Here is a 25283-nt window from a genome sequence, read left to right as displayed (position 1 = left end):
TCAGAAAAGCCGGGAGGGCAGGTTCCGAGTGTGGCGAAAATCATACAGAAGGCGCCGGCTGGCACCTACGTTGCTGGTTAGAAAATCTGCCGTTCTGTGACGCGACTTTGCTGTCCTCCGGTCTATGTTCATCCATTGCCGGGGAGGGCCGGGCCTGACCCCGGAGCGCGGTGCCCGAGGGCAATCGTCAGGAGTCGCACAAGACATTCGATGAGCGGCTTTTTGCCCGCGTGTCTGAGCTTTGCGGTTTTCCAGGCAAAGGACGATGCTGTCGGGGTTTTAGCGACCAGATCATGCGAATTTATGGGGAGCAAGGAATGGATTTTCGCAGAGCGCCGGAGTTGATCGGGCGTTTGCAAGAGCAGGCCGTCGTGCCTCAGGAGCAGGGCGTGCAACGGCTGATGCGCCGGGTGCTTGAGTACTGGTTGCTGCCGGTATTGCTGCTGGCGGCGGCCGTTCGCTTTTATGACCTGACCGCGGCGGCCATCTGGGGCGATGAAGGCTCCAGCCTGGTGCTCAGTCAGTATTCGCTGAGCGATATCTGGGTGCATGCGGCCCGCGACGTGCATCCCCCGCTGTATTTCATGCTGTTGCGCGGCTGGATCGAACTGTTTGGCGACGGGATCTTTTCCATTCGCACCTTCAGCGCGCTGCCGGGGATCGTCACCGTAGGGCTGGGCGTCTGGCTGGTGGCGCTCCTGGCGACCCGCCGCGCGGCGATTCTCGCCGGTGTGCTGCTGGCGCTGCTGCCCACGGCCGTGCGCTACAGCCAGGAAGTGCGCATGTATGCGCTGCTGGGCCTGTTGCTGTTGGGGGCGACCCTGGCCCTGGTGTACTGGCTGCGCCAACCCTCGCGCCGGGGCTATCTGGTCAGCTACGCGTTGCTGATGACCCTGGCCTTCTACACCCATTACTTCACGGCCTTCTGCGTGCTGGCGCACTGGCTGTACCTGGCGCTGTCGGGCGTGCGCGGCGAGGGCGACAGGCGTCTGATCGTCCGGCCGGCCTGGTGGCTGGCGAATGCGGCGATCGTGCTGCTGTACCTGCCCTGGGTGCCGGAGTTGCTGGACCTGCTGCGGCATATGGACGAATTGAAGGCCAACGGCGATGTCGGCTGGGAACCTCCGGTGACGTGGACGTCGCTGCCGGCGATGGTCTGGCAATTGCTGATCCAGGACGAGGGCGACAACCTGCCCGGGGCGCTGTTCGTGGGCATGCCGCTGCTGTTGCTGGCGCTCTGCAGCGTGCCGGCCTGGCGTAAGTGGGCGCCGGTACGCTTTGGCGGGCTGCTGGCGAGTTTCACCCTGCTGCCGTTGTTGCTGGTGTTTGCGGTGTCGTTCGCCTCCCCGGTGTTTATCGAGCGCTACCTCACTGCCTATGCCCTGGGGGTGCCGATGATCATCGCGGTACTCGTCGATCGCTGGCTGAAATCGGCCCGGCTGGTGGCGCTGGCGCTGTTGGTGGGGTTTGTCGGGCTGGAAGCGGTAGGGCTGAAAAACAACATCGATGTCGACGCCAACGACCAGGTCAGCGTGATGGTCGACTACGTCAACCGGCACTACGTGGCCGGTGACCGCATCGTGATCAGCGACATGCTTTGGTACCTGAGCTACCTCTACTACAACCGCACCGATGCCCAGCCGATGCTCTATACGCCGCCGCTGCCGGGAGGCGCCTCCAGCAGGCCGAACGCCTACGGCTTTGGCACCCTGATCGACCAGCCGGACCAGGTCTACCTGGACCAGTTGAGCCGTTTGCCGGTGGGCAGCGGGCGCTATTGGCTGGTGGGGTCGGACGATCCGGCCGAAGAGTTCGCGCCGTTGCCGCCGGGGTGGCGCAAAGTCAGTCAGTTCGCCGCGGGCGGTACCCGGGCGCGGCTGTTTGTCCTCTGTGGCCCGGCAACGGGTGTGCCCTGCACCGGGCAATGAGCGCGCAGGGTGCCGTTCGGAAGTTCGGGGCATTGAGTTGCGCCGTGCGACCTAGACTTGCATCAGGAGTCACAGTCCTGTCCCCGTTCGCGGGGCACCGAGGTGCATCATGCGTATGGCAAGAACCGTGCAGCGCAGCCTGGAACAGGCCGCTTGCGAGTTTGATCTGGTGACCCATCCCCATTCCGCCAGCAGCCTGGAAACGGCGCGGGTGGCGGGGGTGCCGGCGGAGCGGGTGGCCAAGTCGGTGATTCTCGACGATCACCACGGCCACTACCTGATGGCGGTGTTGCCGGCCAGCCGTCACCTGGACCTCGGCAAGGTGCGCAGCAGCGGCGAATGGCAGATCACCCGGGAAAGCACCCTGGCCCATCTGTTCAACGATTGCGAGCGCGGCGCGGTGCCGGCCCTGGGCGAGTCCTATGGGCTGGACGTGGTGATCGACCCGCTGCTGACCCGGCAGAAAGACATCTATCTGGAAGCCGGCAACCACCACAATCTGGTGCACATGAGCATGGCCCAGTACCTGAAGCTGGTGCCCCACGCTGAAGTCTGCGAAGTCTCGCACTGATCAGGAGCCTGACCATGGAAGCACCGACCCACAACCTGCAGGCGCTGTTCAAGCAGTTGGGGCTGGCCGATGACCCGGAGAGTATTGATCGTTTCATCGCCACTCATTCGCCGCTGAAGCCGGAGTTGCACCTGGCGGACGCGTTCTTCTGGAGCAAGAGCCAGGCGGACTTTCTGCGCACGGAAGTGCTCGATGATGCGGACTGGGCGGAGGTGGTGGATCAGTTGGATGTGTTGTTGAGGAAGGGGCGCGGGGGTTAGGTCGGTGGCGGCCATTGGCGAGCGGTGTGAACCAGGGCCAGGATCCAGGCTCGGTCCTGGCTTATCTGATAGACCAGGCGATAGCTCGGGTGGGGGATCAGTTCGCGGGTTCCGGCCACCAGCCCTGCTGAGCCGATCTGCGGGTTGAGGATCAGATGGTTGACGCATTCGCTGAAGCGCCTGTCCATTTCAACCGCAGCCCTCGGGTTGAGCGCATGCAGGTAATCCCAGATATCCATGCGGTCCTGTAGGGCTTCTGGAACCCAGACAACCTTCATTCCAGCCTCGATGCCCGAGCGCGTCTGGTTGCGAACTCTGCCTCGACCTCTTCATGGCTGTGCCCGCGTTGAGCGTCTAAGGAGGCTCGAGCCAGTTGGACTTTCTGTTGCAGGAACGCCTCGTATTCCCGGGATTCGTGCTGTTTCTGCACAAATTCGCGCATCAACTCACGCACGATCTGTGAGGCCGGGCGATGTGCGGCCAGTGCCTCCGCCATAAACTGATCCCGCAATTCAGTTTCCAGTTTCATCGTAAAGATGGCGTGCTTGGGCATGAGCGTTCTCCTCAAAAAGTACTGAAAAAGTATATACCTTTTCAGTACTTTTCCTGTTTTGAAGGTGCTGGATCCAGGGCTTGATCGAGGTATTTGTTACAAAACTTGACTGGATTTATTCGTCGATGCCATATTGATAGTTAGCAAACTAACAGTGTGCGAACAGTCTTGTGCCCAACTCCCTTGAATCACTCCACATGAACATCAGCAGTGGCATGGTGGTCGCGTCCCGGCATTGGCGGCGGATCTGCCAGAGCACCCTGGTCAATTTCGGCATTTCCGAAGCCTGTGCGGTGCCCCTGCTGATGATCGGGCGCCTCGGCGAGGGCGTGCGCCAAGTCACCGTGGCCCAGGCCGCAGGGATGGAAAGCCCATCGCTGGTGCGCCTGTTGGATCAACTGTGCAGCGCCGGCTACGTGTGCCGCAGTGAAGACCCCAACGATCGTCGGGCCAAGTGCCTGAGCCTGACCGACAGCGGCCGCGAGCTGGTGCAGGCGGTGGAAAGCGAGCTGGTGCGGCTGCGCCATGACGTTCTGGAAGGCATCAGCAGCAGCGACCTGGAAGCGGCGCTGCGGGTGATCCGCGCCTTCGAGTCCGCCAGCCATGTGCCGGTGCTGTCCTCTTGAAAGGCTTCTTTACCGGCATGCCCCCCGCGCGGGACTGGTTCTACGGTGTCCGCACCTTCGCGGCATCGATGATCGCCCTATACATCGCCATGCTGATGCAGATGCCCCGTCCCTATTGGGCCATGGCCACGGTGTACATCGTCTCCAGCCCCTTTGTCGGCCCCACCAGTTCCAAGGCGCTGTACCGGGCAATCGGGACCTTTCTCGGCGCGGCGGCGGCGGTGCTGCTGGTGCCGATGTTCGTGCAGAGCCCCTATGTGCTGGTGCTGATCATTGCCCTGTGGACCGGGATCCTGTTGTTTCTGTCCATGCACCTGCGCACCGCCAACAACTACGCGCTGATGCTGGCCGGCTACACCCTGCCGCTGATCGCCCTGCCGGTGGTGGACAACCCTCTGGCGGTGTGGGACGTGGCCGAGGCGCGCACCGAGGAAATCTTCCTTGGCATCATTTGCGCCGCGGTCATCGGCAGCCTGTTCTGGCCCCGGCGGCTGGCCCCGGTGTTCGTCGATTCCGCCGGCAAGTGGTTCGCCGATGCCGCGCTCTACAGCCAGCGCTTCCTGGCCCGCAACGTCCAGCCCGAAGAGGTCAGCGCCCTGCGCACATCGATGGTGGGCACCTTCAACACCCTGGAGCTGATGATTGGCCAGTTGCCCCACGAAGGCGCCCGGCCGCAGACGGTGCGCAACACCAAGGAGCTGCGCGGTCGGATGATCCACCTGCTGCCAGTGGTGGACGCCCTGGATGACGCCCTGTATGCCCTGGAGCGGCGGACCCCGGAGCTGGTGGCGCAATTTGCCCCTGTGCTGGCCAAGGCCGAAGCCTGGCTGCAAGGCACCGCCCGGGATGCCTCGGTGGAACACTGGCAGGCCCTGCGCAGCGAGCTCGAAGCCCTGCAGCCCAGCGCTGAAGCGCTGGACGATCGACGCCAGCTGCTGTTTTCCAATGCCCTGTATCGCCTCGGTGAGTGGATCGACCTCTGGCAGGACTGCCGCAGCCTGCAGCACGCCATCCAGTGCGAAAGCCAGGACACCTGGCGCGCGGTCTACCGGCATTGGCGCCTGGGCCGCCTGACGCCGTTTCTCGACCGCGGGCTGATGCTGTATTCGGCGGGCTCGACGGTGCTCGCGATCATCGTCGCCTCGGTACTGTGGATCCTCCTGGGCTGGACCGACGGCGGCAGCGCGGTGATTCTCGCGGCGGTGGCCTGCAGCTTCTTCGCCTCCATGGACGACCCGGCGCCGCAGATCTACCGGTTCTTCTTCTGGACCGCGATGTCGGTGCTGTTCGCCAGCCTCTACCTGTTCCTGATCCTGCCCAACCTGCACGATTTTCCGATGCTGGTGCTGGCCTTCGCCGTGCCCTTTATCTGCGTCGGCACCCTGACGGTACAGCCGCGCTTCTACCTGGGCATGCTCCTGACCATCGTCAACACCTCGTCCTTCATCAGTATCCAGGGCGCCTACGACGCGGATTTCCTGAGCTTTGCCAACTCCAACCTGGCCGGGCCCATGGGCCTGCTATTCGCCTTTGTCTGGACCCTGATCGCCCGACCGTTCGGCTCGGAGCTGGCGGCCAAGCGCCTGACCCGCTTCAGCTGGCGCGACATTGTCAGCCTTTCCGAGCCTGCAACCCTGGCCGAGCACCGGCACATGGCCGCGCAGATGCTCGACCGGCTGATGCAGCACCTGCCGCGCCTGGCCATCACCGGCCAGGACACCGGCGCCGCGCTGCGCGAGTTGCGCGTGGCGCTCAACGTGCTGGACCTGCTGGCCTACGCGCCGCGGGTGCGGGGCGTGGCCCAGGCCCTGCTGGGCCAGGTGGTGGCCGAGGTCGGCGACTACTTCAAGGCCTGCCTCAAGGCCGGCGAACGCCTGCCGGCCCCCGGCGGCCTGCTGATGACCCTCGATCGCACCCGCCGGGCCTTGGGCAGCCAGGGCCTGCAAGGCGACGACGAAACCCGCCTGCACCTGTTGCACGCCCTCAGCGGCCTGCGTCTGGCACTGCTGCCGGGGGTGGAATTCGTCGCCACCGGCGAGCTTGAACACCCCCTTCCCCATGGCATTGATGGAGCGCCCTTGTGATCGGTGATCTGGATATCAGCGGGGTGTTCCTGCCCACGCTGCTGGTGCTGATGGGCATCACTTATGGCTTGTACCTGCTGGTGCACGGGGTGCTGACGCGCTTGCACTTTTATCGTCTGGTCTGGCACCGGGCGCTGTTCAACGTGGGTCTCTACGCGCTGCTGCTGGGCGCGGTGGACTCTCTGAGTCGATACCTGATGACATGAAAAAACCCTTATTGACCATTGGCCGTGTGGTCCTGACGTTACTGGTGGTGACCTTCGCGGTCGTGGTGGTCTGGCGCATGGTGATGTACTACATGTTCGCGCCCTGGACCCGGGACGGGCACATCCGCGCCGATATCGTGCAAATCGCCCCGGACGTGTCCGGGCTGATCCAGCAGGTGGAGGTGCGCGACAACCAGCTGGTCAAGCGCGGCCAGGTGCTGTTCAGCATCGACCAGGACCGCTTCAAGCTGGCCCTGCGCCAAGCCAGGGCGGCCCTGGCCGACCGTCAGGAAACCCTGGCCCAGGCCCAGCGCGAGGCCAAGCGCAACCGCGGCCTGGGCAACCTGGTGCCGCGCGAGCAACTGGAAGAAAGCCAGTCCCGCGAGGCCCGTGCCCAGTCGGCCCTGGCCGAGGCCCAGGTGGCGGTGGACAGCGCCCAGCTCAACCTCGACCGCTCGGTGGTGCGCAGCCCGGTGGACGGCTACGTCAACGACCGCGCGCCGCGCACCCAGGAGTTCGTCACCGCCGGGCGCCCGGTGCTGTCGGTGGTGGACAGCAATTCCTTTCATATCGATGGTTACTTCGAAGAAACCAAGCTCGACGGCATCCATGTCGGCCAGGCGGTGGATATCCGCGTGATCGGCGACCGCGCGCGGCTGCGCGGGCATGTGGAAAGCATCGTCGCCGGGATCGAGGACCGTGATCGCAGCAGCGGCTCCAACCTGCTGCCCAACGTCAACCCGGCCTTCAGCTGGGTGCGCCTGGCGCAACGGATTCCGGTGCGGATCGCCTTTGATGACGTGCCGGCGGACTTCCGCATGATCGCCGGGCGCACCGCCACGGTGTCGATCCTCGACGACCAGGCCAAGCGGGAGCCCGGGCAATGAAGCCGGGCGCATGTTTGGCCCTGGCCGGGCTCGGCCTGCTGCTCTCGGCCTGCCAGATGGTCGGGCCGGATTACCGGCTGCCCAAGGACGCGGCGCTGCAACGCCAGGACTTGCAGGGCGAGTTGAGCGCCAAGGACGCCAACGTGGTGTCGGCACCGGTGCCCGCCGACTGGTGGCGGCTGTACCAGGACCCGCGCCTGGACCAGCTGGTACAGCAGGCCCTGGCGTCCAATACCGACTTGCGGGTAGCCGCGGCCAACCTGGCCCGCGCCCGGGCCCAGGTAGATGAAGCCCAGGCCGCCGGCGGCTGGAGCGGTGGGGCCAAGGCCGGGGTCGAGCGCCTGCAGGAATCCGGCGAGGCCTTCCTGCTGCCGGAAAAAGTACCGGTGGCCAACGTCGGCAACCTGTCCATCAGCACCTCTTACCAATTCGACCTGTTCGGCACCCTGCAGCGCGGCATCGAGGCGGCCCAGGCCAATGCCGACGCGACCCAGGCCGCGGCCGATACCGCGCGCATCACCCTGGTGGCGGATGTGGTGCGGGCCTACACCCAGGTCTGCGCGGCCAACGAAGAGCGGGAAATCGCCGAGCACTCCCTGAGCCTGCAAGCCCAGAGCACCGAACTGACCCAGCGCCTGCGCGATGCCGGGCGCGGCGACGAAACCCAGGTCACCCGCTCCCAGACCCAGTTCAAATCCCTGCGCGCCGAGCTGCCGCGCTATGAAGCCGCGCGCCAGTCGGGGCTGTTTCGCCTGTCGATGCTGCTGGCCAGGCCGGTGGATCAATTGCCCGCTGGCACCGGTACGTGCGCCGAGTTACCGCACATCGCCCAACTGTTGCCGGTGGGTGACGGCGCGGCACTGCTCAAGCGCCGTCCCGACGTACGCCAGGCCGAGCGCCAGCTGGCCGCCGCCACCGCGCGCATCGGCGTGGCCACCGGGGCCCTGTACCCGGACATCAGCATTGGCGCGACGGTCGGCACCGTGGGCATCCTCGACAACCTCGGCAAGCCGTCCACCAACCGCTGGGGCTTCGGCCCGCTGATCAGCTGGACGGTGCCGGCCAACGGCGCCCGCGAGCGCATTCATGAGGCCGAGGCCGCGAGCCAGGGCGCCCTGGCGCATTTCGACGGCGTGGTGCTCAACGCCATTCGTGAAACCCAGACCGGCCTGGCCCAGTACAGCGCGCAACTGCAACGCCGCGAGGCCCTGGCAGATGCCGAGCAGTCGGCGCAACAGGCGGCGGACCAGACCCACCGCTTCTTCCAGGCCGGACGCGTGTCCTTCCTCGCCGACCTGCAAGCCACCCGCACCTACACCGATATGCGCGCGCAACTGGCGGCGGCCAACACCCAGGTGGCAATGAGCCAGATCGATCTGTTCCTGGCCCTGGGTGGCGGCTGGGAAAGCGGACGAACGCAAGCTTCGCCACCGATCAAACCCTGAGGCCGTTGCTATGCTTTGAACAGTTGCAAAGCCTGTGGTGCAACGGGTTTTGCAACCGATCAAAGCATGTGATGGTCATGGGGATTCCAATAATGAAAAACCCTTATGCTCCGGGCTTCTGGTGCGCGCTCTGTGCGCTGGTGCTGCTCTCTGCCACCTACTTCTACGGCATCATGCTGGCCCATCAGATCGACAAGGCCATGGTCTTTCTCGACAGCGCCAGTGCGCTGATCGCGGTGCTGGCCATTGGCGTGGTGGCCTGGGCCTCCTGGCAGAATCAGAAAATCAGGAAACGACAGCTCGAACAGAGCAAGACCCTGGTGGTGATCTGGGACACCAAGGTTGCCCTGCGCCGGGTCGAAACCGTGTTCGACCGCTATTTCTGGGGCAGCTACTGGCAACCGGGGCGCACCTTCGCCGAAGTCATGGGCGAACTGACCGGCACCCCGCTGGAAAAGAGCCTGGAAGCCCTTAAGAAGCAGTGCATGCTGCTCGACAAGCAGGCCGACGACGGCCACCACTGGCTGAGCAACGCCCGCGAGCTGTCGGACGTCGCCACCGCCATGGCCCGGGAACGCTATCAGCTGGACTTCTGCGACCCCCGGGGCGAGTCCCGGGGCAACAGCACGGTGATCGACCGGGATTTCGAGGTCCTGGTCTACACCTGGAGCGCGCGCCTCAAAAGCTTCGACCATCAACTCGATGCCCTGGAAGTCCAATACTCCTGAGCTGCAAGCTGCAAGCTGCAAGCTGCAAGCTGCAAGCTGCAAGCTGCAAGCTGCAAGCCTCAAGCCTCAAGCCTCAAGCCTCAAGCCTCAAGCCGCCTGCTGCCGCTAGCTTGCAACTTGAGGCTTGTAGCTTGCTGCTGGTTTAGCTTTGGCCGCCAGTGGTAATCTGCGCCGTTTTTACGCGGAGTCGAGCCGCGACCCGTCATGGGTTCAGGGAAGACCAGCACACCTTCAAACAACGGATATTGATCGGGTCAGACATGAATAAATCAGCAGGCGTACTGTTAGGAATCGTCGTCGCAGTAGGTGCCATCAGTGCCGGCGGCGCCTGGTACACCGGCACCAAGCTGGAAGGGGTCCTGCAGCAGCAGGTGATCGAGAGCAACAAGGAGCTGCAGACGGCGCTGATCGGCTACGACGCCACCGCTACCCTGGAACTGGTGTCCCTGGAGCGTGGCGTATTCAGCAGCAACGCCCGCTACCGCCTCAAGGGCCAGGGTGAAGTGTTCGGTGGCGATCTGGAACTGATGATCGCCGACCACATCGAACACGGCCCGCTGCCGTTCTCGCGCCTGATCCGTCTCAAGTGGCTGCCCGTCATGGCGTCCAGTCATTTCCAACTGGAAAATAATGCCCAGACCGACAAGTTGTTTGCCGCCACCAAGGGTGCTGCACCGTTCAAGGGCGTGGTCAATGTTGGCTATGACCTGTCCGCCGAGGGCACTGTGGATTTCGCTCCGATGGAGCTGGCCCGGGATGAGCTGAACAACCTCAAGTTCTCCGGCCTGAACGCCACCTTCAGCGTCAGCGAAAACCGCCAGAAAGCCAAGGTCGACGGCTACATGGACAGCCTGAGCCTGTTCCTCAGCTCGTCGGATAAGGCACCGCTCAAACTGGAAATCAACGGCCTGACCCTGGCCAGCAACCTGCAAAAGAGCAGCTTCGACTACTACCTGGGCCAGAACACCCTGGAGCTCACCAGCACCAAGGCCACCTTCGGTGACAAGCAGTCGGTGCTGACCCTGAAGAACTTCGAACAGAAGACCTCCAGCGAAGAAACCGGCAGCACGTTAGCGGGCCGCGCGGATTACCGAGTGGGCGAAATCGCCTTCGACGGCAAGACCGTGGGTTCGGCCGAGATGCTCTGGAGCATGAAGAACCTCGACAGCCAGGGCATGCTCGATCTGCTCCAGATCTACCAGACCGTGCTGCAGCCGTATCAGCAGGCTGCCACCGCGGCCACTGCCGAGGGCGAGCCGGCGCCGGAACTGCAAATGAGCGAAGCTCAAGAGGTCAAGGTACGTGCGGCGGTGAACAAGGTCCTGGAAGCCAAGCCGCAGATCGCCCTGGAAAGCCTGGCATTCAAGACCGCCGGTGGTGAAAGCCGTTTCAGCCTGAGCCTGGATCTGGCCAAGCCGCAGAGCCTGGAGCTGCCGCCGGCCGAGCTGGGCAAGCAACTGGTCAGCCAACTGGACGCCAAGCTGTCGCTGTCCAAGCCGATGGTGGCGGACGTGGCGGCCTTGCAGGCCCAGGCTGAAGGCCTGACCGATGCCAAGCAGATTGCCGAGCAGAGCGCGGCCACCGCGGAAATGCTCAGCGCCATGGCCCTGGCCACTCAACTGGCCAAGCTGGAAGGCAATAACGTGGTATCAGCGCTGCACTACGCCAACAACGAGGTGAATTTCAACGGCCAGAAGATGAGCGTTGAACAGTTCGTGGGCTTTGTCATGAGCAAGATGGGCGGTGCTGGCGCCCTGCAATAAGCCATTAAAAGGGGCGCTTTGCCCGCCCCTGAATCCCCCTCGACGCCCGGTGCTGTGTGACGCAGCCCGGGCGTTGTGCTGTCTGCAGCACCTGGGCGGTGACGGGCGAACGCCGACCGCTCTGACGCGGTGCCTGCACAGGTCTTGAAAACTGATTCTGAATAAAGATGGGGATTCAAATTCTCGACTACCCTTCGTGGAAGAATTTCCCGGAAAGCTATGCCGGGTCATGCATTCCCGCTACCTGACGTCTGCAAGGGCGAGCGGGTTGAGCTCCGGCTTGCTATGTAAGGATGCTGACGAAATGCCACATATTGCTCATCCCGCTCGCCGTTGTGGTCTGCGCCCGCTTTTTGGCCTGGCGCTGTGCAGCCAACTGCTCTGGTCCGGGGGAGCCTGGGCCGATGCCGCCTATGACCAGTTGATCATCCAGGCCCGGGCCGGCAGTTATGCCCCGGCACTCGACCATCTGCGGCAGGTGCCGGACAGTGCCTTGAACAACGGACTGGTCAGTGATCACTTGCAGATCGCCAGCTGGGCCGGGTTCGACGCCGAGGTGGTGAAGGTCTATGAAACCCAGGGACGCAACCGCGTGCTGCCGCTGCAGGCGCTGACGGCCACGGCCCGGGCCTATCGCAACCTCAAGCAGTTTGACAACGCCACCCGGCTTTATCGCCAGGCCCTGGAGCGCGAGCCGCAGAATGCCGACCTGCAACTGGGCCTGGCCCTGACCCAGGCCGACGCCAACCAGCCGGCGGAGGCGGTGGCCCGGACCCGGGCTCTGGTGGCGGCCAAGCCCGATGATCCGTCGCGGCGCCTGGCGCTGGGCTATGCACTGACCCGGGCCAATCAGCCCTACGACGCCCTGGCCGAGTACGACCAGGCCTTTGTTCGCGCCGGCGACAAGCCCGAGGTCCTGCGTGAATACATCTACGCCCTGCAACGGGCGCGCTTGCCGGAGCCGGCCCTGCGCCTGGCCCGGCAGCATCCGGGGCTGATCGATCCGGTCATTCAGCGGCGGATCCAGGCCGATCTGGCGGCCGAGCGGGTGCGCCTGTCGGAGCTGGCCAGCCGTGGCGAAAAGGAACGGTTTGTGGTGGCCGACCGCGCCCTGGCCGACTATGACGCCCTGTTCGCGGCCTGGGAGCATGACCCTCAGGCTCAGGAAGACCTGACCCGCTGGCGCATCGACCGGTTGGGGGCGCTCAAGTCTCGGGCGCGTACCGCAGAGGTGATCAGCGAATATGAGCAGCTCACCGCTGCCGGTGTGGCCATTCCCCTCTATGCTCTGCGCTGGGTGGCGGCTTCCTACCTCGACCAGCGCCAGCCGGAAATGGCCGCGGATCTGTATCGGCGCGTACTGTCGGCCCCGGATGGCGATGCCACGTACCGTCTGGAAGACACCACCGCCCTGTACTACGCGCTGCTGGAGAGCGAACAGCCGGAAGAGGCGCTGAAGCTCGCCAATGACCTGGCCGACAGCACGCCACGGCGGATTCAGCTCACCGGACAAACCGTCGGCGACCCCAATGACGATTGGGTCGATGCGCAACTGCTGGCGGCCCAGGCCGGTGCTGCCGGTGTTTCGGGGGCGGACCTGCCGGGCACCGAACAACGGCTGGAGGCCCTGGCCGAGCAGGCCCCGGGCAATATCAGTGTGCGTCTGGCCCAGGCCGACCTGTACCGGGTGCGGGACTGGCCGCGGCGCTCGGAAAGCCTGCTCAAGGAAACCGAAAGCGTGGCCCCCCGCGATGTCAGCCTGGAAGTGTCCCAGGGGCACACCGCCCTGGAACTGCAGGAATGGCGGCAACTGGATGCCTTGACCGACGATGTGCTCGAGCGCTTCCCGGAAAGCCGCCAGGTGCAGCGCCTGGCCCGCGAGCGCGAAGTGCATGACATGGCCGAGTTGCGCGTCTCGACCTACGGCGGCAAGAGCTACGGCGGCGGCAGCAGCGGTGCCGGCGCAGTGGCCGGGAGCCGGGATTTCGGCATCGAAAGCCGGCTTTATACGCCGCCGATTGCCGAGGACTGGCGCCTGTTCGGCGGGATCGGCTACGCCATGGGCGATTTTCCCGAAGGCATCGGCCACCACCGCTGGCAGGTCCTGGGGGTGGAGCGGCGAACCCGTGACATGACCCTGGAAGCCGAAGTCTCCAACCACTCCTACGGCTATGGCGACAAGACCGGTGCCCGGGTGTCCCTGGCCCGTGACATCGACGATCACTGGCAATACGGCGGCAGCCTCGACTACCTCTCGGCCAACACCCCGCTGCGGGCGTTGAACAGTGACATCAGCGCCAATGGCGGCAGCGCTTTCCTGCGCTGGCGGGCCAATGAAAGCCGGGAATGGAAACTGTCCCTCAGCCCGTCGCATTTCAGCGACGGCAACAACCGTTTCGAAGCGCTGCTCACCGGCCGTGAAGGGGTCTACCGCTCACCCAAGGTGCAGGTCGACCTCGGCCTGGAAGTGGGCGCCAGCCACAACACCCTGCAAGACACGCCCTACTACAACCCCGAGGCGGATCTCAGCGTGCTGCCCACGGTCACCGTCAACCACGTGCTCTATCACCGCTATCAAACCGCCTGGAGCCAGCAGTTCCAGGCCGGTGCCGGGACTTACAGTGAACGCGGCTATGCCACCGGCGCGGTGGGGCTGCTCAGCTACGGCCAGCGCTACAGCTGGAATGACGTGTTCGATATCGCTGGCGTCTTGAGCGTGATCAACCGGCCCTACGACGGCGATCGGGAAACCGATCTGCGTCTGGCGGTCGACCTTACCTATCGTTTCTAGAGACGAGCGTGATGATGCGCCTGATCAACCGTTGCATCCTCCTGCTGGGAGTCCTGGTTCTCAGCGCCTGTTCCCAGCCCGCGGCGGAGTTTGTCGCCCCGGCGCAGCGCCCCTTGCCTCACAGCGAGGCGCCGTGGCCGAAAAACCACGTGCTGGGCATTGCCTACCACGACATCGAGGATCGCGACCCGGACCAGCGGGTGGTGGCGGTGCGCACCGAGCGGATGATCGAGCAACTGGCCTGGCTGCGGGAGAACGGCTACCGGCCGGTGACCGTGGACCAGATCCTGGCGGCGCGCAAAGGGGGGCCGGAACTGCCGGCCAAGGCCATCCTGCTGACCTTCGACGACGGTTATTCGAGCTTCTACACCCGCGTGCTGCCGGTGCTGCGCAGCTATCGCTGGCCCGCGGTGCTGGCGCCGGTGGGCGTGTGGATCGACACCCCGGCCAATCAGCCGGTGGATTTCGCCGGCGAGCTGCGGCCCCGTTCGCAGTTCCTGACCTGGGCCCAGGTGCGCGAGATCTCGCGCTCCGGGCTGGTGGAAATTGCCGCCCATACCGACCACAGCCACCTGGGCATTCTCGCCAACCCCCAGGGCAACCTGCAGCCGGCGGCGGCCACCCGACGCTATGACGCCGCCACCGGTCGCTATGAAAGCGAGGCGGATTTCCAGGCGCGGATGCGCCACGACGTGACCAGCATCTCGGACAAGATCCTGGCGGTGGCCGGCTATCGCCCGCGGATCTGGGTCTGGCCTTATGGCACGGCCGACGGCTCCACCCTGCAAGTGGTCGACAGCCAGGGCTTCAAGATGGCCCTGACCCTGGACGACGGTCTGGATACCCTCGACAACCTGATGAGCAGCCCGCGCTTCCTGGTGGTTTCCGACCCGGACGGCATGCACTTCTCCAACAGCATCGTCGGCACCGAGGCCAGCGCCCCGATGCGGGTGGCGCACGTGGACCTGGACAATGTCTACGACCCGGATCCCAAGCAGCAGGAAATCAACCTCGGCAGGCTGGTGCAGCGCATGGCCGACCTGGGGGTCAATACCGTGTTCCTCCAGGCGTTTGCCGATCCCAAGGGGGATGGCCTGGTGCAGTCGCTGTACTTCCCCAACCGCCACCTGCCGATGCGCGCCGACCTGTTCGACCGGGTCGCCTGGCAACTGCGCACCCGGGCCCACGTCAAGGTCTACGCCTGGATGCCGGTGCTCAGCTTTGCCCTGGATGCCCACCTGCCCCGCGTCACGCGCTGGGACCCGGCCAGCGGCCAGACCGGCGTCGATCCCAAGCAGTACCAGCGGCTGTCGCCCTTCGACCCGAGCGTGCGGCGCCTGATTGGCGACCTGTATGAAGACCTGGCGCGGCTGACCTCGGTCGACGGCATCCTGTTCCACGACGACGCCGTGCTTTCGGACTTCGAAGACGCCAGCCCCGCGGCCTTGCGCGCCTATGCCGCCCAGGGGCTGCCGGATTCCATCGCCGGCCTGCGCGACGATCCGGCGACCCTGCAGCGCTGGACCCGTTTCAAGAGCCGCTACCTGATCGACTTCACCCATGAGCTGACGGCCAAGGTCCGGGCGATCCGCGGGCCCCAGGTGCAGACCGCGCGCAACCTGTTTGCCGAACCGATCGTCAATCCGCAGAGCGAAGCCTGGTTCGCCCAGAACCTCGACGACTTCCTGGTCAACTACGACTGGACCGCGCCCATGGCCATGCCCCTGATGGAAGGACAGAGCCTGAAGCAGTCCGGGCCCTGGCTGGAGGCCCTGGTGGATCAGGTGCGGGCCCGACCCGGTGCCCTGCAGCGCACGGTGTTCGAGCTCCAGGCCCGGGACTGGCGGCAGAAGCCCGCCAGCGAGCTGTCGGCCCAGCAGATGGCGGACTGGATGGGCCGGCTCAAGCGCCGAGGGGCGACCCACTTCGGTTACTACCCGGACAACTTCCTCGAGAACTCACCGGACCTGAAAACCCTGCGGCCCGCGCTCTCCAACAAATGGAGCCCCTGAATCATGATGGATCGTATATTCGCCCTGGTGGTGCTGGCGCTGGTCCTCGGAGTGCCCCTGGGGCTGATCTTCCTGGTGACTGGCGAATTCCTCATGGACTTCGTCTTCTACTACCCGCTGTTCATGTCGGCGCTGTGGATCGCCGGCGGCCTGTATTTCTGGCTGCACTGGGAGCGCCACTGGCCCTGGTCCGATGACACCTTGCCGCCGCCGCTGGCCGGGGAGCCGCTGATCAGCATCCTCATCCCCTGCTACAACGAAGGGGACAACGTCGCCGACACCCTTCACGCGGCGCTGGCGCAGCACTACCCGAACATCGAAGTGATCGCCATCAACGATGGCTCCAAGGACAACACCGCCGAGGTCCTCGACGCGATCGCAGCCCAGGACCCCCGCCTGCGGGTGCTGCACCTGGCGCAGAACCAGGGCAAGGCCGTGGCCCTGCGCATGGGGGCGGTGGCGGCACGCAGTGAGTACCTGGTGTGCATCGATGGCGACGCCTTGCTGGCGCCCAATACCGCCGCTTACCTGGTGGCGCCAATGCTGGACAACCCGCGCCTGGGCGCGGTCACCGGCAACCCGCGGATCCGCACCCGCTCGACCCTGGTGGGCCGGGTTCAGGTGGGTGAATTCTCCTCGATCATCGGCCTGATCAAGCGCACCCAGCGGGTGTTCGGCAAAGTCTTCACCGTCTCCGGGGTGATCGTCGCCTTCCGTCGCACGGCCTTGCACCGGGTGGGCTACTGGAGCCCGGACATGGTCACCGAAGACATCGACATCAGCTGGAAGCTGCAACTGGACCACTGGTACGTGTTCTACGAGCCCCGGGCGTTGTGCTGGATCCTCATGCCGGAGACCTTGCGCGGCTTGTGGAAGCAGCGGCTGCGCTGGGCCCAGGGTGGCGCCGAGGTGCTGTTCAAGAACATCCGTGGCATCTGGGAGTGGCGCCACCGCTACCTGTGGACCCTGCTGTTCGACTACTGCCTGTCCACCGGCTGGGCCTTCACGTTCCTGCTGTCGATGATTTTCTGGGTGCTGGGCAAGTTCATCGTCATGCCCGAGGCCATCGCGGTGCACTCTATTTTGCCGCCGGCCTTCACCGGCCTGGTGCTGGCGATGGTGTGCCTGGCCCAGTTCGCGGTGAGCATCCTGATCGACCGGCGTTATGAGAAGGACCTGTGGAAGACCATGTTCTGGGTGGTCTGGTATCCGTTGGTGTTCTGGTTCATCAGCCTGCTCACCACCCTGGTGAGCTTTCCCAAGGTGCTGTTTGGCGAGCATCAGAAACGGGCGCGCTGGGTCAGCCCGGACCGGGGTATCAAACCCATCGATGACGAAGAGGAGGCGCGCTGATGAAAATCATTCGAACCCGCCAGCGACCGTTCATGGTGGTCGTCGACGTTGTCCTCACCGTACTGGCCTGGGTCGGCCTGCTGTACCTGCTGATCCGCGGGCTCATCCCCCTGCTGGACACCCATGAGGGGCCGCGTTTCGAATCCGGCATGCTCGGCGCCCTGACCACCTTGCAGTTCTACGCCTGGGTGGCGGTGCTCAATGCCCTGCTGCTGATTTCCTGGGCCCGTTACCGCCAGCGTCGCAACCGCAACTACCCGCCACGGCTGCCGGCACCGGTGGTGGACGACAAGCGCTTGAGTGACAGCTTCAAGCTCAGCGACGAAACCTTCGCCCAGATGCGCCAGCCCGGGATCATGACCGTGCACAACGATGAAGAGGGGGGCATCACCCATGTCACCACGCAGTTCTACCGTATCCGCCCCGAGGATCAGCAGCACCCTCCACTGGTGGTGGAACCGCCGCCGCGGGTGATTCATCTGCATTCGGAGGAGAGGGAGAAGTAGGCAGATCCTTGTTCTGGACTCGATCTGGCGAGAATTGTGAAGGTGCGGCACTGGAGAGCTCGGCTCACGACCCGATGTTGCCGGAGGGTCAGAGCCGCTCGACCATGATGGGGTACTCCCGCTCCTCAGGAAGCAGGCTGCAAGCCTTCTCCAGATCCCCACCCTCAATCAGTCGATGAATCTCGTGAGCCAGGGGCGTGACATCGGTGATGCGCTTGATCCACTGGTTCACGTACAGCTGCACGGCCTCCTTGCTCAGGCCGATCTGGATCGCGCGGTGTTCCTGGGGCCGCAGGTACAGGTCGCGCTCCGGGTCCCACTGGATCCGTACCGGTGACTGGTCTTTCAACTTCAACCACTCTTCCTTGCTCATGGACTCGTCGGCATGGCTCAGGCAGCCGTTGGCCAGGGCCCATTCAAAGCCTTCGCGGCTGATGTCGATGGCCAGGATGCGGGTCTGTCCGGCGTCTTTGTAGCCCCAGCCGGCGCGGTACATCATCCACAGGAAAGACGGCTTTATCCAGGTCATGCGCTCCATCTTGAAGGGTGGGGAGACGAAGGTGCCGTGGGCCAGGGCGGCGTCGGCGATGCTGTCGGAATAGGCCTGGTAGACGCGGATGGTGTCGGCGTCGTAGAGCGCGCGGATCTGGCGCTGGGGGAGTTCTGTCGGGGGTTTATGCATGGCATTTCCTTATGAAAAGCGGGCGGCCGGGAAGCCGCCCGGGGGTGTTTAGAGCATGGCCTGCGGTTGCAGGCGCCGTGATGTCACATCCAGCAGATCACAGCCATCGCGCAGCAGGATGCTGCACACCAGGGTCAGTTCCTGCAAAACCAGCGGTTCGCTGCGCAGGGTCTCGGCGGCGAAGTGCTCCAGCAGTTGGGTCGCGGCGCGGATGCGAAAGGCTGCGGCGTCGTGCAGCACATCGATGGGCGCCTGGGTGTCGATCAGCAGGGAAGGAATCAGGCAGTCGTGGCCGGTGATCGGCATGTAGCGGTTCATGATCAGTTCTCTCTATTCCGTTAGTTGAGCGGCTGTCCACTTACCGTCGCCAAACAATAGGTGGCAGTTGTGCGCAGGTTGGCGAGCCGGCAATAGAGAAAACCGACAGACCCGAAGGTCTCCCACGCACAACCGCCATAGAGCAATCATGCGGGCGCAAAAAAACCTGCAAGCAGGTTGTTTGCATTCTCTATTGCCAGGTCGCCAAACCTGGATCGCCATCTGGGCGACGGCCGGACTATAAGCCGCCGGCTTCCAGCGGTGCAAGGCAAGTACGGCGAAGTCTTTTCCGAGAACGCTGTAGGGGTTTTTCCGTACACATCCATCCCGCTTGCGACTGTATTTCCAGGTGTTTACCCAGGGCGCTTTTGGCGAACGCTCGGCTAGCCTGTATGTACATTTGTAAATACGGAAATGCTCATGTACTTTGAATGGGACGAGGCCAAGAACCACGCCAACCTGCTCAAGCACGGCATCGATTTCAACGATGCGGTGCTGATGTTCCAGCGTCCGGTGCTGTCCTTGCGCGATGAGCGCCTGGACTACGGCGAGGAGCGCTGGGTCAGCCTCGGTTGGATCAGGACGCTGGTGGGCGTGGTGGTTCATACCGAGCGGCGGGGTCATGCGGTGCGCATCATCTCGGCGCGCAAAGCCACTAAGCGGGAGGCTAAATATTATGTCCAACGGATCGAAAACTGACGGATCGAAAACTGACGGATCGAAAACGGATTGGGAGCGCCTGGCGAAAACCGATGACCAGGGCATCGATACTTCTGATATCCCCGAGCTGGATGACGATTTCTTTCGCCGCGCCGAGGTGCACCTGCCGGGCAAGAAGGCCGTGACCATTCGCCTGGACGCCGATGTGCTGGAGTGGTTCAAGGGCCAGGGCGCGGGTTACCAGACGCGGATCAACCAATTGCTGCGTCAGTACATGCAGGCCCATCGGGATTGAGGTCTGCGCATCATTTCCGGTGGCGGGCGGATGGCCCGCCGCTCTTTCTTGCCGGCCGTGGAGGGTGGTCGCCATCGCGATGATTGTCTGAAATATCCATTTACAACTACCCCTGTCCTCAAGCTCAATCTGCACCGCGCCGTGCACGAAGCGGCGCGCTCTGTCGTGCAGGCTATAGTCTTTTGGCTCACCCCGATCTCATCCGCAAAAAGGTGCTTTCGTATGTCTCGCTTTGCCTCCCGCAATACTTGGCTGGCCGCTGGTGCCGTGCTGCTGTGCCTGCAGTTTCCCGTGCAGGCCCAGGAGCGTTTTACCCTGAACATTCCCGGGGTCTCGGATGACCGGCTGTTCACCACCGGCAATGCCAGCGATGCCAAGGGCTGTGGCGGGCATAACAATTCTCCGGCCTTGAGCTGGACCGCCGGGCCCGAGGGCACCTTGAGCTACGCCATCGTCATGCACGATCCGGACGGCGCCAAGGGCCAGGGCGTGGACCACTGGGTGCATTACGGGATCAAGCCGACCACCCGCCAGTTGCCGGCCGGCGCCGGCACCAAGCCGACCCTGGAAGGACTGGCCGGGCTCAACAGCCGCAATGGCACTTTCTACATGGGCCCGTGCCCGCCGGTGGGCGATAGCGCTCATCACTACATCATCCAGATCTTTGCCCTGGACCTGGCGCCCGACGTGCTGCCCGCCGGGCTGACCCGCGCCCAGTTGCTGGAGAAGATCAACGGTCACGTGTTGCGCAATAGCAGCGTGGTGCGCCGCTATTCGCGCTAAGTGAAATTTTTTTTCGGGGCTTAACCCGAATCGCCCAGGGGCTTCGTCTGAAGGGGGGAATGGATCATTTCTTCCCGAGGTCAGCCCCCATGTCCCTTCCCCTGCATTTTCTTCGTCCGGCCGCCCAGGGTTTCGCCGCCGGCTTGCTGCTGGCGGTGGCCGGTTGCGGTGTATCGTCCAAGCCTGAATCCGCCGCCGGGGCTTCGCCCCAGGGCGCGCTGCAGGCCGAGCCCGAAATACAGTACGAGGTGCAGCGCGCCGATGCCGCGATGATCAAGCGCAATGTGCGTCCGGTCGGCTTGTCCGCGCCCATGCCGGCGCCGATGGCCGCCCGCGATTCGAGTATGGCCGGCTACCGTGACGAGGCCCGGGAGCAGTATCAGAAGCTGGCGGACAACCCGATCCACAGCGTTGCCGAAGCGCCGGTGTCCACTTTCAGCGCTGACGTCGATACCGGCGCCTATGCCAATGTTCGCCGTCTGCTCAACCAGGGCAGCCTGCCGCCGGAAGGCGCGGTGCGCCTTGAGGAGCTGGTCAACTACTTCCCCTACGATTACGCCCTGCCCACCGACGGTTCGCCCTTCGGCGTGACCACCGAGCTGGCGCCCTCGCCGTGGAATCCCCACACCCGCTTGCTGCGCATCGGCATCAAGGCTTCGGACCGTGCAGTGGCAGAGTTGGCCCCGGCCAACCTGGTGTTCCTGGTGGACGTCTCCGGCTCCATGGACCGCCGCGAAGGCCTGCCCCTGGTGAAAAGCACCCTCAAGCTGCTGGTGGATCAACTGCGGGATCAGGATCGGGTGTCGCTGGTGGTCTACGCCGGCGAATCGCGAGTGGTGCTGGAGCCCACCTCCGGACGCGACAAGGCGAAGATTCGCACGGCCATCGACCAGCTCACCGCCGGCGGTTCCACGGCCGGTGCCTCGGGCATCCAGCTGGCCTACCAGATGGCCCAGCAAGGTTTTATCGACCAGGGCATCAACCGCATCCTGCTGGCCACCGACGGCGACTTCAACGTCGGCATCAGCGACTTCGACAGCCTCAAGGCCATGGCCGCCGAGAAGCGCAAGAGCGGCGTGTCCCTGACCACCCTGGGTTTTGGTGTGGATAACTACAACGAGCACCTGATGGAGCAACTGGCCGATGCCGGTGACGGCAACTACGCCTACATCGACAACCTGCGCGAAGCGCGCAAGGTGCTGGTGGACCAGCTCAGCTCGACCCTGGCGGTGGTGGCCAAGGACGTGAAGCTGCAGGTGGAGTTCAACCCGGCCCAGGTCAGCGAATACCGCCTGCTGGGTTATGAGAACCGTGCCCTCAAGCGTGAAGACTTCAGCAACGACAAGGTCGACGCCGGGGAAATCGGCGCTGGGCATACGGTGACCGCGTTGTATGAAATCGTCCCGGCGGGGGAGAAGGGCTGGCTGGAGCCACTGCGTTATACACCGGCCAAGGCGCCGCAACAGAGCGGTAAGCAGGGCGAGTTGGCGATGCTGCGGGTGCGCTACAAGGCGCCGCAAGGGGGCAGCAGTCGCTTGATCGAACGGCCGATCAGCGCGCAGCAGCCGGCCAGCCTTTCCGCCGCCAGCCCGGACTTGCGCTTCGCCGCTGCGGTGGCGGCGTTCTCCCAGCAACTCAAGGACGGCCGCTACACCGGCAACTTCAGCCTGAGCGACACCGCCAAGCTGGCCCGCGGCGCCAAGGGCGAGGATCCTTACGGGCTGCGGGGCGAATTCGTGCAACTGGTGGAACTGGCGCAAAGCCTGCAAACTCAGGCGCCGAAAACCCAGGCGGGAAATGCGCCCCAGGCCGAGGCGCAGCCCGTGGACATGAGCCAGGTGCAGAGCCGCCTTGAATAGCCACATCACGAGCAGTGAACAGGAGTTCATCCGCCCCATGTCTGCTCCCCAAATGTCCACCGATGCCAGCAGCGATGAAGCGCTGCTGGCACGTTATCGCGCCGGAGATCCGACGGCTTTCGAGGTGCTGTACCAGCGCCACCGCCAGGGTCTGTACGGCTTTGTGCTGGGCCTGTGCGGCAAGGCCGAGCTGGCGGAAGAGGTCTACCAGGACACCTGGCTCAGCCTGATCCGCAGCGCCAGCCAACCCCAGGGCCGGGCCAGCTTTCGTACCTGGCTGTATCAGATCGCGCGCAACCGCCTGATCGACCACTGGCGCAAGCACGGCCAGCGCAACCCGCTGCACGACAGCTACGACGAACAACTGCATGGCGAAACCGACCAGGCTCCCGGCCCCGAACAGCAACTGAGCCTGTGCCGCGACCAGCAGCGTATCGAAGCCGCCTTGCAGGACTTGCCCGAAGACCAGCGCGAAGTGTTCCTGCTGCGGGCCCGCGGCGACCTGGAACTGCCAGAAATCGCCAGCCTGACCCAGGCGCCCCTGGAAACGGTGAAAAGCCGTTTCCGTTATGCGCTGAAAAAATTGCGTCGGCTCCTGGCCGAGGAGGTACTCACATGACTGACGCCCGACAGACCCCGTCCCCTGAAGAGCAGATGCTGGCGCACATCCGCCAACACGGCGCCCAGGAGCCACCGGCCCATCTGGATGCCCTGATCCTGGCCACTGCGCGCCGCGAAGCCCCTGCGCCCAAGCCGAGTCTTTGGCAGCGCTGGATGCGCGCCTGCCAGCGGCCGCGCTATCAACTGGCCTTTGCCAGCCTGTTTGGCGTGGCCCTGGTCATTGGCTTGCTGCGGCCTTCCCCGGAGCACTATCCACAAGAGCAGGCCTTTGTTCCCGCGCCCGCTCCAGTCCCAGCGGCGCCCATGGCGCGTCAGGCGGCGCCACGCTCCGCCGAGCTGGCCGGGGCTTTGAGTGTCCCTGAGCCCATGACTGCGGCAGCCCCTGTGGGCAGTTTTGCCGCGGCGCCAGAGCGGGAAGCGCTAAGCGACGCAGCGCCACCTGCGATGGCCAAGCCCAGGGCTGAGTCGAGCAAGTTGGCCCAACGCATGTCGGCCCCGGCCGAGCCGCGGACCATCAAGCGGCTGGATAAGCAGCTTCAGGCGGTCTTGCGCCTGTGGGAAGGCGGCCAGAGCCGCGAGGCGGCCGAGCTGCTGCTGCAGCTGCATGAACAGTATCCACAGGAGGATCTGGACGCGCGCCTGCAAGCCTTGCGTCGTCAATAAAGCGCGGGGGTTGGCTGTCGCCGGGGAAAGCGCGCACTATCTGCGCAGTTTCCAGAAAGTGAGAGGCCGGTCATGGCACCCCGCATCGACCGTATAGCGGCAATGTTGAACTGCCCGATCAAGGGCGCGGATATCCGTCAGGCCATCAAGGAAAGTCGCAAGGACTTTGGCCTGGAAGAGGCCGAAGAGGGCGCCGACCCCGAGGCGCAGGACGATGCCGCGCTAGCGCCGCAGGACGCCGAAGCCGCCGAGGATGAATAACTCAGGCGGCCGCCGGATTCAGTTGTAGGGCAAGGCCGGCAGGTCGATGAACTCGGCGCAGGCACCGTCCGCGGTCATGCGTCGGGCCCGTTCCGGCAGCAGCCGGGCGTGATTTTCCACCTGCCAGCGATACCACCTCAAACGCTGCACGATGCGTCGCCGGCAAGGCTCCGGCAATTGCGCAAGCAGATCGACGCTCTCGGGCGCCCAGCCGGTCCGAGTCGAGTAGTAACAGAACAGGTTTTCCCGCAGGCCGAAGCAATCCTCGATGGTTTCCACAACGCTGTAGGCGTAGAGCTCGAAGGCGCTGCTCAGTTGCTCTGCGCCGTCGGCGTGGTCCCGCAGGTAAGCGAAGATCCCCGGCCAGTTGATGCAGTACAGATGCTCGTCCCAATCGCCATCCCGGGTCAGGTACTGGCCCTGGCCGCGAAAGAACTGGGGTATTTCCTGACGCTCCAGGGCCACTTCAAAATTGCTTTTCATCGCGTATTCCTTCGACGTCGCTGATGTTCACGGACAGCGCCACGCATTCGATCACGCAGTCGAAGCCGATTTCCAGACGCAGGTGATAACCGGGGTTGAGGCAGGTGAGTTGGGTGCGCATACGCCCGTCGAAGCGCGTACCGCTGAGCGCCAGTTCGCTGATGCCCTGCACCTTGAGCAGCAGGCGGCAGTGGGTCGGGGCCTGGCTCGCCGGCCAGTTGCAAGGCACGGACAGACGCCCCAGGTCGCCATACAGTTGCAGGCTCAGTTGCTCGCCTTGAAACACCGGGCCCTGGGTATTGAAGTCATAGGGCGTGGCCGCCTCATTGAAGACCGCTCGCCAGGCCTCGGCGTTGTCGATGTTGAACAGCCAGTCGCGGGTGCCCCGATCCCGCTCCGGGATCGCCCGGCACTCTGCCAGTGAAGGTAACCGGGCGCGGGTCAGATCTTCGTGCCACAGCTCCCGGGCCGCGACCAGCAGGCGCTGGAAGAAGTCCCGGCTGTCGTCGATCACCGCCGGCCAACGGTTGGGCCATTGAACGTATTCGTCGTCATCCTCGACCGGTTTCCAGACCTGTTCGAAATCGTGGTCCGGGTCATCCAGGGCCGCTTCCAGGACCTGCACCAGCCGGTACCGATGACGGAAGTTCTGCTGGGGGTAGTCGCGCCGCAACGCGTAATGACGGATCAGGTATTCGCGGTCTTCGGGATCGTTGGGGTTGAAGCGGCTCAGTTCGGCATCCCGCTCCGGGGGCATGTCATAGCCCATGAAACAGCTGACCCAATCACGGAGTTCTGGCTTGAAGGGCTGGTTGCACAGCGGATGGCAGAGCATGGGGACCTCCTGTCCGGGGGGAGGCGAATGTAGCAAGTTGCGCCCCGCCAGGACAGCCGCCCGGCATCGCCCTGGTTCGGGTAATCGATCAAGGCTGTCGCCGGGAACGT

General features: G+C 64.4%; 27 protein-coding genes. 21 read left to right on the top strand and 6 right to left on the bottom strand.

What is annotated here, in order from left to right; genetic code table 11:
• The first annotated feature begins 317 nt into the window (after positions 1-317).
• The 3 genes from L1O02_RS30180 (at position 318) to L1O02_RS30170 (ending at position 2759) form a co-directional block, all read left to right on the top strand.
• A complete protein-coding gene (locus tag L1O02_RS30180) occupies positions 318-1928 on the top strand; it encodes a glycosyltransferase family 39 protein (RefSeq protein ID WP_060836933.1) in 1611 nt (536 codons plus the stop codon).
• A 109-nt stretch (positions 1929-2037) separates the two neighbouring features.
• The gene (locus tag L1O02_RS30175; RefSeq protein WP_108545788.1) at positions 2038-2499 is read left to right on the top strand and encodes a YbaK/EbsC family protein; all 462 of its coding nucleotides are present in this window, start codon (positions 2038-2040) and stop codon (positions 2497-2499) included.
• Positions 2500-2513: 14 nt separating this feature from the next.
• Positions 2514-2759, top strand: coding sequence for a DUF2789 domain-containing protein (locus L1O02_RS30170; RefSeq protein ID WP_108545789.1), 246 nt, complete (start codon positions 2514-2516; stop codon positions 2757-2759).
• On the opposite strand, the gene L1O02_RS30165 is transcribed toward L1O02_RS30170, so the two are convergent.
• Positions 2756-3037 (bottom strand): type II toxin-antitoxin system RelE/ParE family toxin, encoded by a 282-nt coding sequence (locus tag L1O02_RS30165; protein WP_108545790.1) that lies wholly within the window; start codon positions 3035-3037, stop codon positions 2756-2758. The genes L1O02_RS30170 and L1O02_RS30165 overlap by 4 nt on opposite strands.
• Positions 3034-3312 carry an antitoxin of toxin-antitoxin stability system gene (locus L1O02_RS30160; protein ID WP_108545791.1) on the bottom strand — a complete coding sequence of 93 codons (279 nt, stop codon included), beginning with the start codon at positions 3310-3312 and terminating at the stop codon, positions 3034-3036. The genes L1O02_RS30165 and L1O02_RS30160 overlap by 4 nt, the downstream gene beginning before the upstream one ends.
• A gap of 197 nt (positions 3313-3509) precedes the next feature.
• On the opposite strand from L1O02_RS30160, the gene L1O02_RS30155 reads away from it, so the two are divergent.
• From L1O02_RS30155 to pgaD, 11 genes are all read left to right on the top strand, one after another.
• On the top strand, positions 3510-3938 hold the full coding sequence (locus tag L1O02_RS30155) for a MarR family transcriptional regulator (RefSeq protein ID WP_060836935.1): 429 nt from the start codon (positions 3510-3512) through the stop codon (positions 3936-3938).
• Complete coding sequence (locus L1O02_RS30150) at positions 3935-6022, top strand: FUSC family protein (protein WP_060842110.1); 2088 nt, start codon at positions 3935-3937, stop codon at positions 6020-6022. Before L1O02_RS30155 ends, L1O02_RS30150 begins: the two co-directional genes overlap by 4 nt.
• On the top strand, positions 6019-6228 hold the full coding sequence (locus tag L1O02_RS30145) for a DUF1656 domain-containing protein (protein ID WP_011058538.1): 210 nt from the start codon (positions 6019-6021) through the stop codon (positions 6226-6228). The genes L1O02_RS30150 and L1O02_RS30145 overlap by 4 nt, the downstream gene beginning before the upstream one ends.
• Positions 6225-7115 carry an HlyD family secretion protein gene (locus tag L1O02_RS30140; protein WP_060836937.1) on the top strand — a complete coding sequence of 297 codons (891 nt, stop codon included), beginning with the start codon at positions 6225-6227 and terminating at the stop codon, positions 7113-7115. Before L1O02_RS30145 ends, L1O02_RS30140 begins: the two co-directional genes overlap by 4 nt.
• Positions 7112-8560 carry a TolC family protein gene (locus L1O02_RS30135; RefSeq protein WP_108545793.1) on the top strand — a complete coding sequence of 483 codons (1449 nt, stop codon included), beginning with the start codon at positions 7112-7114 and terminating at the stop codon, positions 8558-8560. Before L1O02_RS30140 ends, L1O02_RS30135 begins: the two co-directional genes overlap by 4 nt.
• A 92-nt stretch (positions 8561-8652) precedes the next feature.
• Entirely contained in the window at positions 8653-9288 is a 636-nt protein-coding gene (locus tag L1O02_RS30130) for a hypothetical protein (RefSeq protein WP_060836939.1), read from the top strand.
• Between the two features lie 260 nt (positions 9289-9548).
• The gene (locus tag L1O02_RS30125) at positions 9549-11051 is read left to right on the top strand and encodes a YdgA family protein (protein WP_108545794.1); all 1503 of its coding nucleotides are present in this window, start codon (positions 9549-9551) and stop codon (positions 11049-11051) included.
• A 304-nt stretch (positions 11052-11355) separates the two neighbouring features.
• Positions 11356-13842, top strand: coding sequence for a poly-beta-1,6 N-acetyl-D-glucosamine export porin PgaA (gene pgaA, locus L1O02_RS30120; RefSeq protein ID WP_108545795.1), 2487 nt, complete (start codon positions 11356-11358; stop codon positions 13840-13842).
• A gap of 14 nt (positions 13843-13856) precedes the next feature.
• Positions 13857-15854 (top strand): poly-beta-1,6-N-acetyl-D-glucosamine N-deacetylase PgaB, encoded by a 1998-nt coding sequence (gene pgaB, locus L1O02_RS30115; RefSeq protein ID WP_060841857.1) that lies wholly within the window; start codon positions 13857-13859, stop codon positions 15852-15854.
• A 3-nt stretch (positions 15855-15857) separates the two neighbouring features.
• A complete protein-coding gene (pgaC, locus tag L1O02_RS30110; RefSeq protein WP_060836942.1) occupies positions 15858-17207 on the top strand; it encodes a poly-beta-1,6-N-acetyl-D-glucosamine synthase in 1350 nt (449 codons plus the stop codon).
• Positions 17207-17713, top strand: a complete 507-nt coding sequence (gene pgaD, locus L1O02_RS30105) for a poly-beta-1,6-N-acetyl-D-glucosamine biosynthesis protein PgaD (protein WP_060836943.1) — start codon at positions 17207-17209, stop codon at positions 17711-17713. Before pgaC ends, pgaD begins: the two co-directional genes overlap by 1 nt.
• Positions 17714-17801: 88 nt before the next feature.
• On the opposite strand, the gene L1O02_RS30100 is transcribed toward pgaD, so the two are convergent.
• Both L1O02_RS30100 and L1O02_RS30095 read right to left on the bottom strand, forming a co-directional pair.
• Complete coding sequence (locus L1O02_RS30100) at positions 17802-18395, bottom strand: DUF4291 domain-containing protein (protein WP_235759298.1); 594 nt, start codon at positions 18393-18395, stop codon at positions 17802-17804.
• Between the two features lie 48 nt (positions 18396-18443).
• Entirely contained in the window at positions 18444-18713 is a 270-nt protein-coding gene (locus tag L1O02_RS30095) for a hypothetical protein (RefSeq protein WP_235759296.1), read from the bottom strand.
• Between the two features lie 420 nt (positions 18714-19133).
• On the opposite strand from L1O02_RS30095, the gene L1O02_RS30090 reads away from it, so the two are divergent.
• The 7 genes from L1O02_RS30090 (at position 19134) to L1O02_RS30060 (ending at position 23855) form a co-directional block, all read left to right on the top strand.
• On the top strand, positions 19134-19412 hold the full coding sequence (locus L1O02_RS30090) for a BrnT family toxin (RefSeq protein WP_102882683.1): 279 nt from the start codon (positions 19134-19136) through the stop codon (positions 19410-19412).
• Positions 19390-19668: a BrnA antitoxin family protein gene (locus tag L1O02_RS30085; protein ID WP_235759294.1), complete on the top strand. Its 279-nt coding sequence runs from the start codon at positions 19390-19392 to the stop codon at positions 19666-19668. The genes L1O02_RS30090 and L1O02_RS30085 overlap by 23 nt, the downstream gene beginning before the upstream one ends.
• Before the next feature lie 222 nt (positions 19669-19890).
• Positions 19891-20451: a YbhB/YbcL family Raf kinase inhibitor-like protein gene (locus L1O02_RS30080; RefSeq protein WP_060836947.1), complete on the top strand. Its 561-nt coding sequence runs from the start codon at positions 19891-19893 to the stop codon at positions 20449-20451.
• Positions 20452-20540: 89 nt separating this feature from the next.
• Positions 20541-22310: a VWA domain-containing protein gene (locus L1O02_RS30075; protein ID WP_235759292.1), complete on the top strand. Its 1770-nt coding sequence runs from the start codon at positions 20541-20543 to the stop codon at positions 22308-22310.
• A 37-nt stretch (positions 22311-22347) separates the two neighbouring features.
• Entirely contained in the window at positions 22348-22929 is a 582-nt protein-coding gene (locus L1O02_RS30070) for an RNA polymerase sigma factor (protein ID WP_235759290.1), read from the top strand.
• Complete coding sequence (locus L1O02_RS30065) at positions 22926-23594, top strand: hypothetical protein (RefSeq protein ID WP_060836950.1); 669 nt, start codon at positions 22926-22928, stop codon at positions 23592-23594. Before L1O02_RS30070 ends, L1O02_RS30065 begins: the two co-directional genes overlap by 4 nt.
• Positions 23595-23666: 72 nt before the next feature.
• Complete coding sequence (locus tag L1O02_RS30060) at positions 23667-23855, top strand: hypothetical protein (RefSeq protein ID WP_060836951.1); 189 nt, start codon at positions 23667-23669, stop codon at positions 23853-23855.
• Between the two features lie 18 nt (positions 23856-23873).
• Here the strand turns inward: L1O02_RS30060 and L1O02_RS30055 are convergent, their stop codons facing one another.
• Positions 23874-24338 carry a hypothetical protein gene (locus L1O02_RS30055; protein ID WP_235759287.1) on the bottom strand — a complete coding sequence of 155 codons (465 nt, stop codon included), beginning with the start codon at positions 24336-24338 and terminating at the stop codon, positions 23874-23876.
• Complete coding sequence (locus L1O02_RS30050) at positions 24322-25173, bottom strand: hypothetical protein (RefSeq protein WP_235759285.1); 852 nt, start codon at positions 25171-25173, stop codon at positions 24322-24324. The genes L1O02_RS30055 and L1O02_RS30050 overlap by 17 nt, the downstream gene beginning before the upstream one ends.
• Between the last annotated feature and the right edge of the window lie 110 nt (positions 25174-25283).

The organism is Pseudomonas sp. BC42, from assembly GCF_021560055.1.
In the GTDB taxonomy this organism is placed as follows: domain Bacteria; phylum Pseudomonadota; class Gammaproteobacteria; order Pseudomonadales; family Pseudomonadaceae; genus Aquipseudomonas.
Note: the sequence above shows the minus strand (reverse complement) of the source record. Positions and strands in the feature narration are given on the sequence as shown.

Bases quoted from the DNA above. Each gene is read 5' to 3' on its own strand.
- L1O02_RS30180 (WP_060836933.1), top strand. From the start codon at position 318: ATGGATTTTCGCAGAGCGCCGGAGTTGATCGGGCGTTTGCAAGAGCAG.
- L1O02_RS30175 (WP_108545788.1), top strand. From the start codon at position 2,038: ATGCGTATGGCAAGAACCGTGCAGCGCAGCCTGGAACAGGCCGCTTGC.
- L1O02_RS30170 (WP_108545789.1), top strand. From the start codon at position 2,514: ATGGAAGCACCGACCCACAACCTGCAGGCGCTGTTCAAGCAGTTGGGG.
- L1O02_RS30165 (WP_108545790.1), bottom strand. From the start codon at position 3,037: ATGAAGGTTGTCTGGGTTCCAGAAGCCCTACAGGACCGCATGGATATC.
- L1O02_RS30160 (WP_108545791.1), bottom strand. From the start codon at position 3,312: ATGCCCAAGCACGCCATCTTTACGATGAAACTGGAAACTGAATTGCGG.
- L1O02_RS30155 (WP_060836935.1), top strand. From the start codon at position 3,510: ATGAACATCAGCAGTGGCATGGTGGTCGCGTCCCGGCATTGGCGGCGG.
- L1O02_RS30140 (WP_060836937.1), top strand. From the start codon at position 6,225: ATGAAAAAACCCTTATTGACCATTGGCCGTGTGGTCCTGACGTTACTG.
- L1O02_RS30135 (WP_108545793.1), top strand. From the start codon at position 7,112: ATGAAGCCGGGCGCATGTTTGGCCCTGGCCGGGCTCGGCCTGCTGCTC.
- L1O02_RS30130 (WP_060836939.1), top strand. From the start codon at position 8,653: ATGAAAAACCCTTATGCTCCGGGCTTCTGGTGCGCGCTCTGTGCGCTG.
- L1O02_RS30125 (WP_108545794.1), top strand. From the start codon at position 9,549: ATGAATAAATCAGCAGGCGTACTGTTAGGAATCGTCGTCGCAGTAGGT.
- pgaA (WP_108545795.1), top strand. From the start codon at position 11,356: ATGCCACATATTGCTCATCCCGCTCGCCGTTGTGGTCTGCGCCCGCTT.
- pgaB (WP_060841857.1), top strand. From the start codon at position 13,857: ATGCGCCTGATCAACCGTTGCATCCTCCTGCTGGGAGTCCTGGTTCTC.
- pgaC (WP_060836942.1), top strand. From the start codon at position 15,858: ATGATGGATCGTATATTCGCCCTGGTGGTGCTGGCGCTGGTCCTCGGA.
- pgaD (WP_060836943.1), top strand. From the start codon at position 17,207: ATGAAAATCATTCGAACCCGCCAGCGACCGTTCATGGTGGTCGTCGAC.
- L1O02_RS30100 (WP_235759298.1), bottom strand. From the start codon at position 18,395: ATGCATAAACCCCCGACAGAACTCCCCCAGCGCCAGATCCGCGCGCTC.
- L1O02_RS30095 (WP_235759296.1), bottom strand. From the start codon at position 18,713: ATGAACCGCTACATGCCGATCACCGGCCACGACTGCCTGATTCCTTCC.
- L1O02_RS30090 (WP_102882683.1), top strand. From the start codon at position 19,134: ATGTACTTTGAATGGGACGAGGCCAAGAACCACGCCAACCTGCTCAAG.
- L1O02_RS30085 (WP_235759294.1), top strand. From the start codon at position 19,390: ATGTCCAACGGATCGAAAACTGACGGATCGAAAACTGACGGATCGAAA.
- L1O02_RS30080 (WP_060836947.1), top strand. From the start codon at position 19,891: ATGTCTCGCTTTGCCTCCCGCAATACTTGGCTGGCCGCTGGTGCCGTG.
- L1O02_RS30075 (WP_235759292.1), top strand. From the start codon at position 20,541: ATGTCCCTTCCCCTGCATTTTCTTCGTCCGGCCGCCCAGGGTTTCGCC.
- L1O02_RS30070 (WP_235759290.1), top strand. From the start codon at position 22,348: ATGTCTGCTCCCCAAATGTCCACCGATGCCAGCAGCGATGAAGCGCTG.
- L1O02_RS30065 (WP_060836950.1), top strand. From the start codon at position 22,926: ATGACTGACGCCCGACAGACCCCGTCCCCTGAAGAGCAGATGCTGGCG.
- L1O02_RS30060 (WP_060836951.1), top strand. From the start codon at position 23,667: ATGGCACCCCGCATCGACCGTATAGCGGCAATGTTGAACTGCCCGATC.
- L1O02_RS30055 (WP_235759287.1), bottom strand. From the start codon at position 24,338: ATGAAAAGCAATTTTGAAGTGGCCCTGGAGCGTCAGGAAATACCCCAG.
- L1O02_RS30050 (WP_235759285.1), bottom strand. From the start codon at position 25,173: ATGCTCTGCCATCCGCTGTGCAACCAGCCCTTCAAGCCAGAACTCCGT.